Raw genomic sequence first — 12147 nt, forward strand, 5'->3', positions numbered from 1 at the left:
GGGAGGGCGGTTTGGCTGTTATGCTCTTTCACGGCGCCTTTGCCAAAACGATGGACCCGATGATGGCCGATGCGAACCAGCCCTTTCTCCGTCTACTAGGCGCGACGCTCGTTCTGGTGTCAATCTTGTGCGCAGGTGTAGTACAGGCCGCAGAGGATCGTCTGGCGCGTGTTTTGGCCCGTGGCGTGATGCGGGTCTGTATCTGGCCGTCATATTATGCGGTGACTTACCGTAATCCGCGCGACGGCCTGTTGCGCGGAATCGATATCGATCTTTCCAAGGAATTCGCCCGCGATCTTGGGGTGCGGCTGGAATATGTGGAAATCAGCTTCACCCAGCTTCTTCCAGCGCTGGAGGGCGATAAATGCGACGTGGCGATGATGGCGGTGTCGATCACCCAGGAGCGCATGCGCCGTGTCGATTTCACCCGGCCTTATCTGCGTTCCTCCATCGTGCTGGTAGCGCCCAAGGCCAGCACGGTGATCCGGTCGTGGGACGATATAGATAAGCCCGGCGTCGTGCTGGCGGTGACAGCGGGAACCGTGATGGAGGATTATTTCCGCGCAGCTCTGCGTTCGGCGCGTCTGATGGTCCTGAAGGCGACCGACACCCGCGAAGAAGAAGTCCTGTCAGGCCGTGCGGACGCTTTTGCCACCGACTATGCCTATAGCCGCCGGGTCGAGATGGAATATGACTGGGCGCGCGTCATCGAACCGCGTCTGGCCGTCGGTGTTTCCAACTACGGCTATGCCGTGCCGAAGAATTCTCCCGACTGGCTAGGGCGTGTCGAACAATTCGTAGCGACTGTGAAGGGGGATGGGCGCCTCAAGACGTCGGCGAAGCTGCATGGGCTTGAAGCGATAGCCCTTTACGAAAAGGACTAAGGGCGCGTCGGATCCAGGCGGCGGCGCTCACTTTCGATGCGGGCCTGTTCGGCGCGCAGTCGATCCCGTTCCACCTCCATCCGCCGTTGCTCTTCCCAACTGGCGCCCGGCTGCGGGCGCAGCAACTGCTGCTGAAACTGGGAATTGCCGATCCCAGTGTTCAGCCGGTCGCTGGTATTGCGATCAAGCGGCGGCGTGATCGCCCCGAAGGATGGCGGGGTGAGAGAAGAGGCTGGATTACCAGCGGGCGCCGCCGGATCCCAGTAGGTCTGGGCCAGTGCTGCGGGGGGCAGTGCTGCAGTGGCTGCGGTGAGCAGCAGAAGAAGGGCCAGCGAGCGCATGCCCGTTATATGGGGTGTCGTCAGGCGATTGGCCAGAGCCACGCCGCACCACGCACGCCGGTCGAATCGCCATGCTTGGATTGCACTAGGCGGGTGCGCAGCGGGCCACCGCCGAAAATCAGCTTTTCGATGCGCGGCGGCACATTGGTATAGAGGCGTTTCAGATTGGACACCCCACCGCCCAGCACGATCACATCCGGGTCCAGGACATGGATGATGGTGGTGAGGGCACGCGCCAGCCGATCCTCGTAGCGCTGCAGGCTGGCCTCGGCTGTGGCATCGCCTGCTTCGGCGGCGGCGGCGATTTCGGCCGCCTTCTGGCCGGTGCCATGGTCGCGGGCGAGGCTCGGTCCAGCCAGGAAGCCCTCGATACAGCCCGACTTGCCGCAATAACAGGAGTGGCCGGGGCGCTCGTCGTCCGTCGCCCAGGGTAGGGGGTTGTGTCCCCATTCGCCTGCAATCGCATTAGCGCCCACCAGGGGGCGACCGTCGATGGCGACCGCGCCGCCGCAGCCGGTGCCGATGATGACGCCGAAAGCGACCCTGGCGCCCGCCGCAGCGCCATCCCCCGCTTCGGAGGCCAGCATGCAGTTGGCATCATTCATCACGCGCACCTCACGTCCCAGGGCGGCGCCCAGGTCCTTGTCCAGCGGATTGCCATTCAAGACGACGGTATTGGCATTCTTCACAAGGCCGGTGACGGCTTCGATGGTGCCGGGGATGCCGACGCCGACGGTGCCGGTGCGGCCCAGATCTTTTTCCACGCCCCGGACAAGCTCGGCGATGGCATCGATGATGGCGCGATAATCATGGGAGGGGGTCGGAACCCGTCGGCGGATCAGCTCGCTGCCGTCCGTGTCGAGGGCAATCGCTTCCACCTTGGTGCCGCCTAAATCGATCCCGATCCGCATCTTCAAAGCCATCCCCGATTAAAAAGGTCGGGCGCGACGATAGGCAGCGGCGATAAGGGACGCAAGGAGATGAAAATAAAAAAGCCGCCAGGGCCTAATGGCCGGGCGGCTGCTTTATTGGAGAAATGGCGCGCTCGAAGAGATTCGAACTCCTGACCCCCAGATTCGTAGTCTGGTGCTCTATCCAGCTGAGCTACGAGCGCAGCGCCTTTTCTTCATCCCGTCGCTGCAGTTTGGAACCGCAACGGCGTGGGCCGGGTGTATAGGGGGTTTGATGGGAGTGTGCAAGCCCTATTTTCACGCCGCGATACAACACTTGACGGGCATGTCGACAAACCTGTTAACAAGGGACCGATTTGCGCTTGGAAAGTCTTGGGTTCTTCCGGTACTCTCTCGCCAAATTTGTGCCAAACTTCGTACAACCACAGCGATGGCCGCTGCCAATGCTGCGGTGCCGCCGGGAAGGTCATTAGGGAACATGCTCTCGACGTTACGGAACGCCCTCTTGGTGATTAGCGCTGCCGGTCTTGCGGGTTGTGCGGGCCAAGCGCCTGAAACTGCTCAAGTATCCGTGCCGGGTGCTGCATCGGTATCCGTGCCGAGCAATACGCTCGTGGGGGAAAAGGCCCGCCAGCTGCGCACTGATCTTGACGGGTTGACCAGCCGCCTTGGCGAACGCCAGTCTGCTCTGCAGGCCGTGCGTCAGGGCAACCTGGAACAGTCGCAGCGCTATTTCGCGACGCTCGCCGCCATGAATGCGCGCCTCCAGTCGGGCTCGACTCCCGGCAATCCGGTCCTGGTAGCCCAGTGGAACGAGGCCCAGGGCTCGCTGGATCGCATGAACGAGGATGTTGGTCGCCTCAATAAGCTGTCGACCGTCGTCGCCTCGGATGCTGCCTACGCCGCCTATCTGGGTGATGCCACCCGTGCTGCTTTCAGCCTGTCGGGTGCGCTCGAAGAGGATCACCGGGCGCTTGCCCGCCTGCAGGACGATGTGAATCGCGGTCAGGTGTCGGTCGAACGTCTGCTGTCGGACATCAGCGACGATGTTGCCCGTCAGTCGGCCTATATCGCTGCCGAGCGTCGTAACCTCACCGCTCTGTCGGTTGCGATCAAGACGGGTGAGGCCTTTGGTGGCGGTTCGCTGGCCAGCCGGTCCGCCGGTTTCGGTCTGCCGCCCGCAGCGCCGCAGCAGGTTGCCAATAACGCCATTGCCGGTCAGATGGAGCGTCGCCCGCTGGTGACCATCCGTTTCGACCGCTCGAACGTCCAGTATGATCAGGCGCTTTATAACGCCGTCAGTCAGGCGCTGGAGCGTCGTCCGGATGCGACCTTCGACCTCGTGGCTGTTGCTCCGACCCGTGCTGCAGCCGGTGGTTCCGCCCTGGCATCCACCACCGTGCGCCGTCAGGCCGAACAGGTGCTGCGCTCGCTGACCGACATGGGGCTGCCGCCCAATCGCGTGAATCTGTCGGCGACCAGCTCCGCCACTGCCGAATCGAACGAAGTTCAGCTGTTCGTCCGCTAGTCGGCCGGAATACTACCCAAGAAAAAACCCCGCGGTTGCCGCGGGGTTTTTTTTTTATCCCTCTCCACCCGGTTGGGGCGGCCGGGGCTGCAGGTCGATCTGCGGCAATTCTTCGATCAGCTTGCCTTCCGACGTGGCTTCCAGATCTCGGAACTTCCGGGCGCTGACAAGCACGCGTTTTTCGAAGGAACCGACGGCTTGGTTATAGGAGTCGACGGCGCGCCCAAGACCTTTGCCGACTTTCTCCATATGCTCGGACATCGTTGCCAGCCGTTCATACAGCTCGCGCCCCAGGGCGGCGATGGAGCGGGCATTCTCGGCGATCTTTTCCTGCCGCCAGCCGTAGGCGGTGGCGCGCAGCAGAGCGATCAGGGTGGTGGGGGTCGACAGGATCACCCGTTGCTCCACCCCCATTTCGATCAGCGAGGGGTCATGCTCCAGGGCGGCAGCGAAGAAATGCTCGCCTGGTACGAACATCACGACGAATTCCGGCGAGTTATCCTTGAAGCGTTCCCAATAGCGTTTTTCCGACAGGGCTTTCATATGGACCCGGAACTGGGCCGCATGCTGGACCAGGAAGGTCTTGCGCAGATCGTCGTCGCTGGTTTCGGTGGCATTGAGATAGGCCGACAGGGGGGCTTTGGCATCGACGACGATCTGTTTGCCGCCCGGCAGCCGGATGATCAGATCCGGGCGCAGACGCCCATCGTCGGTATCGACCGAAACCTGTTCCTGATAATCGCAATAGGCCTGCATGCCAGCCAGCTCGACCACCCGGCGCAGCTGCATTTCGCCCCAGGCGCCCCGCACCTGCGGCGCGCGCAGGGCCTTGGTGAGATTCTGGGTCTCCGAGCGCAGGGCGGCGTACATCTGCTGCATCGTGTCCGCCTGCTGACGCAGGGCGCCATAGGCCCCTTCGCGGGCCTTTTCGATCTCGCGGATGGTGCCGTCCATCTTGGCCAGGGTTTCGCCCACCGGCTGCACCAGGGCGGCGATGGCGGTGCCGCGCTGATCGAGGTCGACCTTGGCGGCTTCCTGGAAGCGCTTCAGGTTCTCCTCAGCCAGCTTCAGGAAGGCTTCATTGTTCCGCCCCAGCGCCTCGGCGGAGAGCGCCTTGAACTGATCGGACAGCTGATCGCGGGTTTTTTCGATCAGGGCCAGCTTTTCGACCGACTGTCGGCGTTCGGCTTCCAGCAGGGTCTTGGCCTGGATCGCCTCGCCCCGCCATTCGGCTACTTCGGCCTTAGCGTCCCCCAGATCCCGGTCGGTCTGCTGCAGACGCTCGACAATTGCCGGGTCACTGGTGCGGCCCATGCGGCCAAACAGCCAGCCGACCAGCGCTCCGACAAGCAGGGCGCCGCAGATCAGGGCGAGGGCGATGGGATCAAGCGGGGCCATGGCGAAGATGTCTCGGGCTTAAGTTGTTTCTGGGCGGTTCATCTGAAATAACAGGACATAAGGGAAGAGCGACCTTCGTCCTGCCGCGATCCTGGCGGAAGGATAGGGCGCTTTACAAGAAAATGTTCTCAAAGAGTTCTCGTCATGCGCCTTGCCGACTGGCCGATTGAAATCCGTGGACTGATCCTGGTTTTGCTATTGGCCGGTGCCGCCTTGGCGTTCCGGCCGGAGGCCAGCGTCTTCGCTACGCCGCTGACGGAGGACAGCTATTACAGCCTGGCGGTCGCGCGCTCGGTTGCGGCGGGGATCGGTGTGACGGTCGACGGCGTGCAGCCGACCAACGGTTTCCAGCCGCTATTCACCTTCATCGAGGCTGCTGCCTATTGGGTGACCGGCGGGAATGAGGCGATGGCGGTGCGCATTGTCCTCGGTATTTCTGCCGTCATCTGGGCAGCCACCGCTTTCCTGCTGGGCGCGATTGCTGCGGACGTCGCCCCTGGAAGTGCTGCCGAACGCACGACGCGCCGCTGGCTGGCGATCACGCTATATCTGTCTGGCTTCCTCACCTTCATGCACCATTTCAACGGGCTGGAGACGGGCTGCCTGATGCTGGTCTATGCCGCCTGCTGGCGCGTTTATCAGCTTGGGATCTGGCGTCGCCCCGCCGGGCCTGCGGTGATGGGGATCCTGCTGGGGTTGCTGGTGCTGACCCGGATCGACGCGGCGATCTTCGTTGCGCTTTTCTGCGCCGTGCAGGGGCTGGCGGACTTACGCCGGGGCTTCTGGCCCGCCGCGTTCCGTGTCGGTCTGTGCGGGGTCGTGGCGCTCGCCGTTTCCTCCCCCTGGTGGATCTATAATTACGTCGAATTCGGCCGCCTGATGCCGACCAGCGGCACGGCGCAGCAGGCCTGGGCGGTGGATGAGAGGCGGTTGCGTTGGATCTTCTGGGCGCTGGGTGTAACCTCGATGCCGCAGCTCTGGCTCGGCAAGCTGGACGAGATGTTTGGCGATGGCATCGTGCTATCGATCCTGCGGGCGGCCATCGGCGTGCTGCTGATCCGGGCGCTCTGGCGGGCGGCCAAGGCCCGGAACCTGTTCTGGATCAGCGACGATAAGGGCGCTCGCACCCTGATGTTCGGCGGGATATTGGCGGCGGCCCTGCTGGTCCTGTGCCTTTATTACGGCTTCAGCTTCATCGCCTATTGGTTCTATTACCGCTATCTCTTCCCGACGGCGCTGTTGGCGACTGTGGCGTTTGCCTGGCTGGTGGCCCCCTGGGCGATGACGGCGGGGCGTAAGGCAGCCCTGGTGCTGACCCTTCTGGCGCTACCGACGCTGATCTCCGCCGGTCTGGCCCAGACGGGGCGCACCCTGCATGTGGATACGGTCTATTGGCAGCAGATCGAGCTGATCGACCGCCATGTGCCCAAGGATGAGCCTGTGGCCGCCGGGCAGACCGGCACGCTTGGCTATTTCCGCAAGGCGACCGTCAATGTGGATGGCAAGGTCAACCGCGCGGCGATCCCTTATCAGGATCGCATGTGGGAATATCTCAAAGCCAATAACGTGCATTGGTTTGCCGACTGGCCGAACTATGTCGAAAAATACCTCGGCCCTGATCCCGGCGTGCACGGCTGGAAGCTGCACGCCGATCTAGGGTTCTGGCGGCTTTGGAAATATGAAGGGCCTTAAACCGTCGCGACGATGAAGATGCGCTTGAAGAAGAACAGTACCTTGCCATCTACCTGCTGGGGGTAGCCTTTGGTCAGTTCGGCACGATAACGGGCGAGGAGATCCGCCTGCTCGTTGGGCCCCAGCCGGGCGAGGAACGGGCGCAGACCGCTGCCCTTCACCCAATCGATGATGCCATCGACCGCAGGCATGACCTGGGTATATTCGGTCTCCCAAATATCGAGCGTCGCGACCTTGTCCGTCAGCAGATCGTAATAGTAGCTCGGCCCCGGCACATCGTTCAGCTCCCGTACATTCTCCAGCCGGGCGGCATAGGGGCTTTCGGCCGCGGCCTTGCGCATCAGCACATGGCTCGGTGCCTGGAAATTGCGCGGCATCTGGATCGCGAGCGTACCGCCGGGATTGAGCCGCTTCAAAAGGTCGGGGAACAGTGTCTCGTGACCGCCGACCCATTGCAGCACGGCATTGCCATAGACTACGTCGTAGCGCTCGCTGCCGTCTGTCGCCCAGGTGCGGATATCGCCCTGCTCGAAGCGGAAGTCGGGATAGTCTTTGCGGGCCTGCACCAGCATCGCTTCGTCGCTGTCCAGCCCGACGATCTGGGTCTTACGCCAGCGGGCGGCCAGCAGTTCGGTAGAATTGCCGGGACCGCAGCCGATGTCGATGGCATTGGCCGGTGCCTGGGTGGCGACACGCGCCAGCAGTTCGGCGGCGGGGCGGGTCCGAGCGTCGGAAAACTTCAGATATTGTTGGGCGTCCCAGGCGAACATGGTGAGCTCCTTGTTGATATGGGCGATATATTCTGCTCCGGCTACGCTTTCCACAAACGGGAAGAGTTGATTTTGAAACCTAGAAAAACTTATGAATAAAGGATGCGTAGACTCCCGCCCCTCAACGCCTTGAAGGCCTTCGAAGCCGCTGCCCGCCATCAGTCCTTCACGGCGGCAGCTCATGAGCTGAATGTGACGCAGACAGCGGTCAGTCAGCTGGTCAAAAGCCTGGAGGAACGCTTGGGCGTGGCTCTGTTCGAGCGGCGAGGTAATCAATTGAGCCTTAGCCCGCGCGGCATGGGATATCTCCCCGCCGTCTCGGATGCCTTTGACAGGATCGCGGCGGCGACGGCGATCCTAGATGAAACCGATGCCCGCCAGATTACGCTGGGCTGCGGGCCGACGTTCGCCATGCGCTGGCTTATCCCGCGGCTGCCGGATTTCCAGCGCGCCCACCCTGAATGCGAGGTGCGGCTTTCGACAACTCTGGCAGTGCGTGAGCTGCAGAGCCAATCGCCTCTGCCCGATGGGGTCGATGCCGCCGTACGCCTCTATGATCCCAGTAAACCCGAACCGGGGTTGATGGCGGATCCACTCTTTACCGCCGATCTCTTCCCAGTCTGCGCACCCGGTCTGGCTGCTCGTCTGAAGACAATGGCGGATTTGGCTCGGGAGACATTGCTGGAGGTTCGGCATGCCCCCGGCGAATGGCGCGATTGGCTATCTGCCGCTGGCTTAGGGTCGATGGTGCCGTCGTCCAGCCTGAGTTTCGATTTTCATGCTTTTGCGCTTCAGGCCGCCTTGGATGGCGCTGGCGTAGCCTTGGCGCGCCGCCCCTTTGTCACGGATGATCTTAAGGCGGGGCGGTTGATAGCGCCTTTTGCCCTGAGCCTTCCCAAGGGCGGCGCCTGGTGTCTGCTCTATCGTCCCGAGGCGGCGGGTGGATCGGCTTTTCTGAAGCTCCGGGACTGGCTTATCGGCGCCGCTATGCCACCGACGGCGTAAGGGTCGAATAACGGGCAACCATCGCCAGCAGATCGGGCCAGGGAACTGGCTTGGGCAGGATGTCGTTGACGCCGGCGTCTTCGAGCGCGTGGCGCGCCTCGATCGACGTATCGGCGGTCATGGCGACAACCGGGGGAGGGGCCGGCAACTGCCGAATCGCGCGGGTCGCCGACAGCCCGTCCATTTCCGGCATATGGCTATCCATTAGCACAAGGTCGTAGGGGCCTTGTCGACGCACGGCATCCACGGCCGCTCGGCCGTTGCCGACGATATCGACGATATGGCCGGACCGGGTCAGCACCTCGCGCAGCAGCATCTGATTTGCCGGGACATCCTCGGCCAGCAGGATGCGCAGGCGGCCACCGCCCATAGGCTCGGAGAACAGCTGAGCAACCGGTTGGGTGCGCGGCAGGCTGAGCGACAGCCAGAATTCCGATCCGACACCGACGATGCTGCTGACGCCAAGCGTACCGCCCATCAGTTTCGAAAGGTCGCGGCTGATCGCCAGCCCAAGACCGCTGCCCAGGCGCCGGTTCCGGGATGGGGTGTCCGGCTGCAGGAAAGGCGTGAAAAGCGTATCCAGCTTCTCGGGTGGAATGCCGGTTCCGGTATCGCGGACGCAGAAGCGCAGGGTCGGTGTCTCGCTATCCTCGTTGCTCATCGTGCAGCAGAGGGTGACTGATCCTGACGTCGTAAACTTCAGCGCATTGTTGAGCAAGTTGGAAAGCACCTGTCGAATCCGGATCGCATCTCCTGACAGCCAGAGGGCGCTGCGTGTTGGGAGCTCAAGGCGAAATTCCAGACCCTTTGCGGTCGCCTGCGGTGTATAGAGCGCTTTGAGGTCGTTCAGCAGTTCGATGAGCTCGAAAGAGTGCTTCTGGATGGTGACGCGGCCTGCCTCCAGGCGGCTGACGTCCAGCACCTCGTTCAGGAGGGTCATCATATTGTCGCCCGCCGAGCGCAGCGCACGCACGAATTCCATCTGGCGGGCGCCGAGCGGTTCCTCAGATAACAGGCGTGCCATCCCCATGATCGCGGTCATTGGGGTGCGGATCTCGTGGCTCATGAGGGCGAGAAAACGGCTCTTGGCTTCGGATGTCGAGCGAGCCTCAGACTCCGCAGCTGCCAATCGTATCGCCATTTCGCGTCGACGTTCGTCCAGCAGCAAAAGGCCGCCCAACATAAACACGCCTAATACATTCATCAGGATCACAGGACCAGCGAAGGCTTCCATCGTCGTAAATACGATGTTGAATGGCAAAAAGGTGAACGCCAAAAGCAGGGCGACACCAAGACCGGAAGCACCGATGGCCAGATGTGGCAAGCGGATGGGCAGTTGCCGCGCGATGGTCAGATGATACAGCGTAAGGCCGATCAACAGAGCGCCTAAATTGCCGACGATTCCTGCCAGCACACCATTGCCGCCGAGATAAAAACGGTAGGCGGATGTCATTGCTGCTGGGATGATACCGACCACGGGGCCACCGAACATCGCGGCGACGGTGATGATCGATGTCCGCACGTCGGCGATCACACCGGAACCTAAGTTCACCGGGTTGATAAGGGCGACCAGAGCAGCGCCGCCCAGGCAAAAACCATAGAGCAACCGGCCCACCTGGGTTGGTAGGCGGTCCAGCAGCACGCGCACCAGCAAAAGCGCGACAAATAAGCCGCACAACTCCAGCAATAATTGCGTGAGAGCGCCCACAACCTGCACGTAACTCGTCCTCTTTTCCGCGGTTCGTTAGGAACCGTTCGCAGTTTAGACCCAAGTTGGACTGCGCGCCCCTCGCAAATCTGACATGTCCGAAGAGGGGGCTTGGTTTGTTTTCAAGCATACGGAGGATTGTGTTCTGAGGGCAGTTAAGGGAAAGTCGGCCTTATGTTGGAATTGTTGGACATACGAACGATCTTTTTCCTGTTCGGACTCATCGCGCTCTTCATCGGCGCGACGATGCTGGCTGTCTCCCATTGGATGAAGGCGGATGTCAGTCTGCTCGACTGGGGCATCGGCTCGACGATGGCGGGTTTGGGCGTTCTGCTGCTCTATGGCCGGGGATATATCCCCGACTGGGTGTCGATCCCGCTGGCGAATGTGATCGCTATGACAGGGCAGACCTTTGTCTGGGTCGCCATGCGTCGGTTCTTTGACGTGAAGAATCCTTACCGGCTGCCGTTCCTGATCACGGGCGCCTGGTGTGTGCTGTTTGTCGGGGTCTATGTGGTCGATGCCAGCCTTACGGTGCGCACCCTGGTTTCAACTGCCTGGACGATCCTCATTACGGCTGCATCGGCCTATGCCGCCGTTCGGGGCGCGCGCGGGCGTCTGATCGGACCCGCGGTCGTCATCGCCGTAGTTTTTGCACTGCTGTGCGTCTTCGCCATTTTCCGCATGATCAACGCCTACCGCTTCGGGGTGGATACGGTGTTTTCCAACAGTGGGCCGGTCATTTTCTATTTCCTGACCGGGATCCTGGCCAGCATCACGTCCAGCGCTTCCTTCCTGCTGCTGACCATCGCCCGTCTGCATGCGCGTCTGGATAAGCTTGCCACCTTGGATAGCCTGACCGAGGTCTATAACCGACGCTCCCTGGACAAGATGGGGGAAGTGGAGGCGGAGCGTGCACGCCGCACCGGTCAGCCGCTCTGCCTGTTGGTTGCGGACCTTGATCACTTCAAACAGATCAATGACGCCTATGGCCATCCGGCAGGCGATACGGTGCTCAAGGAGTTTGTCGCGCGGGTTCGGGACGGGCTGCGCGCACAGGATATTTTAGGGCGCTATGGCGGCGAGGAATTCGTGATCCTGCTGCCCGCGACCGAAATCGAGCAGGCGATCCAGGTGGCCGAGCGTGTGCGGACCGCCTGGTCTGGCCGGGCGATGCCCATCAGCGCGACCCCGCCCCTCATGGCGACTGTCAGCATCGGGATCGCGATGGGCAGCGGGCCTTCGATCCATCTCGAAAAGCTCTATGGTGCTGCCGATCGCGCCCTGTATCAGGCAAAGCAGGCAGGTCGCAACCGCGTGGTTGTCGCCAGCTAACGCTGGTTTTTTGTGTTGGCCTATCGGGCTTTGCCCTACTTGAGGCCAGTTTACGTTGGCCTACCGGGCTTCGCCCTGCTTGAGGCGGGGCTGGCTTAACGCTGGGCTGCCTTCTCGCGCAGTTTGGCGTCCTGTTCGATCAGCTCAGGCGTGAGCATCTGGGCGAAATCCTCCATCTCATAGAAGGGCCGGATTTCCAGTTCGCTCGGCCCCATCATCGGGTTGGGGCAGCGTTTCGCCCAGGCGACGGCGTCGTCCGTATCCTTGACGGTCCAGATCCAGAAGCCGGCAACCAGTTCATTGACGATCGGGAAGGGACCATCGATCACGGTGCGGTTCGGGCCGTCGAAGGCGATCCGCTTGGCATGCGCGGTCGGCTTCAGCCCGTCACCCGTCTGCATGACGCCGGCGTTGATCAGCTCTTCGTTGAATTTCCCCATTGCCTCGAACAATTCGGCCGGGGGCATGGTGCCCGCTTCGCTGTCGGCGGTGGCTTTAACCAGAACCATGACACGCATTGTCTTCTCCATTCGTGCTTTGACGGCCACAACAGCCTGTCTTGCCCTAAGGACGAA

The 12147-nt window shown here is 62.0% G+C and carries 11 protein-coding genes and 1 tRNA gene; 5 read left to right on the plus strand and 7 right to left on the minus strand.

Features of this window, described 5'->3' with window-relative positions; translation table 11 throughout:
- Positions 1 to 20 precede the first annotated feature (20 nt).
- Positions 21 to 884, plus strand: a complete 864-nt coding sequence (locus ACFSM5_RS04255) for an ABC transporter substrate-binding protein (protein WP_379875265.1) — start codon at positions 21 to 23, stop codon at positions 882 to 884.
- Here the strand turns inward: ACFSM5_RS04255 and ACFSM5_RS04260 are convergent.
- The 3 genes from ACFSM5_RS04260 to ACFSM5_RS04270 all read right to left on the minus strand — a co-directional run bounded on the left by ACFSM5_RS04260 (position 881) and on the right by ACFSM5_RS04270 (position 2339).
- Positions 881 to 1267 carry a hypothetical protein gene (locus ACFSM5_RS04260; protein ID WP_379875002.1) on the minus strand — a complete coding sequence of 129 codons (387 nt, stop codon included), beginning with the start codon at positions 1265 to 1267 and terminating at the stop codon, positions 881 to 883. The genes ACFSM5_RS04255 and ACFSM5_RS04260 overlap by 4 nt on opposite strands.
- Complete coding sequence (locus ACFSM5_RS04265) at positions 1246 to 2136, minus strand: ROK family protein (protein ID WP_379875003.1); 891 nt, start codon at positions 2134 to 2136, stop codon at positions 1246 to 1248. Before ACFSM5_RS04265 ends, ACFSM5_RS04260 begins: the two co-directional genes overlap by 22 nt.
- Positions 2137 to 2262: 126 nt before the next feature.
- Positions 2263 to 2339 (minus strand) — tRNA-Arg (locus ACFSM5_RS04270).
- Positions 2340 to 2644: 305 nt separating this feature from the next.
- On the opposite strand from ACFSM5_RS04270, the gene ACFSM5_RS04275 reads away from it, so the two are divergent.
- The gene (locus ACFSM5_RS04275) at positions 2645 to 3664 is read left to right on the plus strand and encodes a hypothetical protein (RefSeq protein ID WP_379875004.1); all 1020 of its coding nucleotides are present in this window, start codon (positions 2645 to 2647) and stop codon (positions 3662 to 3664) included.
- Positions 3665 to 3718: 54 nt separating this feature from the next.
- On the opposite strand, the gene ACFSM5_RS04280 is transcribed toward ACFSM5_RS04275, so the two are convergent.
- A complete protein-coding gene (locus ACFSM5_RS04280; protein ID WP_379875005.1) occupies positions 3719 to 5062 on the minus strand; it encodes a DNA recombination protein RmuC in 1344 nt (447 codons plus the stop codon).
- Between the two features lie 144 nt (positions 5063 to 5206).
- Between ACFSM5_RS04280 and ACFSM5_RS04285 the strand changes: the two genes are divergently transcribed.
- Positions 5207 to 6754 carry an ArnT family glycosyltransferase gene (locus ACFSM5_RS04285; RefSeq protein ID WP_379875006.1) on the plus strand — a complete coding sequence of 516 codons (1548 nt, stop codon included), beginning with the start codon at positions 5207 to 5209 and terminating at the stop codon, positions 6752 to 6754.
- Here ACFSM5_RS04285 and tam read toward each other — a convergent pair.
- Positions 6751 to 7524: a trans-aconitate 2-methyltransferase gene (tam, locus tag ACFSM5_RS04290; RefSeq protein ID WP_379875007.1), complete on the minus strand. Its 774-nt coding sequence runs from the start codon at positions 7522 to 7524 to the stop codon at positions 6751 to 6753. The genes ACFSM5_RS04285 and tam overlap by 4 nt on opposite strands.
- 102 nt (positions 7525 to 7626) lie before the next feature.
- On the opposite strand from tam, the gene ACFSM5_RS04295 reads away from it, so the two are divergent.
- Positions 7627 to 8529 carry a LysR substrate-binding domain-containing protein gene (locus ACFSM5_RS04295; protein WP_379875008.1) on the plus strand — a complete coding sequence of 301 codons (903 nt, stop codon included), beginning with the start codon at positions 7627 to 7629 and terminating at the stop codon, positions 8527 to 8529.
- Here ACFSM5_RS04295 and ACFSM5_RS04300 read toward each other — a convergent pair.
- Complete coding sequence (locus tag ACFSM5_RS04300; protein ID WP_379875009.1) at positions 8510 to 10246, minus strand: ATP-binding protein; 1737 nt, start codon at positions 10244 to 10246, stop codon at positions 8510 to 8512. The two genes, ACFSM5_RS04295 and ACFSM5_RS04300, sit on opposite strands and share 20 nt — an antisense overlap.
- A 165-nt stretch (positions 10247 to 10411) precedes the next feature.
- Between ACFSM5_RS04300 and ACFSM5_RS04305 the strand changes: the two genes are divergently transcribed.
- The gene (locus tag ACFSM5_RS04305; protein ID WP_379875010.1) at positions 10412 to 11572 is read left to right on the plus strand and encodes a GGDEF domain-containing protein; all 1161 of its coding nucleotides are present in this window, start codon (positions 10412 to 10414) and stop codon (positions 11570 to 11572) included.
- A 95-nt stretch (positions 11573 to 11667) separates the two neighbouring features.
- Here ACFSM5_RS04305 and ACFSM5_RS04310 read toward each other — a convergent pair whose 3' ends face one another.
- Entirely contained in the window at positions 11668 to 12090 is a 423-nt protein-coding gene (locus ACFSM5_RS04310; RefSeq protein ID WP_379875011.1) for a YciI family protein, read from the minus strand.
- Between the last annotated feature and the right edge of the window lie 57 nt (positions 12091 to 12147).

The organism is Lacibacterium aquatile, from assembly GCF_042683105.1.
Taxonomy (GTDB): domain Bacteria; phylum Pseudomonadota; class Alphaproteobacteria; order Elsterales; family Elsteraceae; genus Lacibacterium; species Lacibacterium aquatile.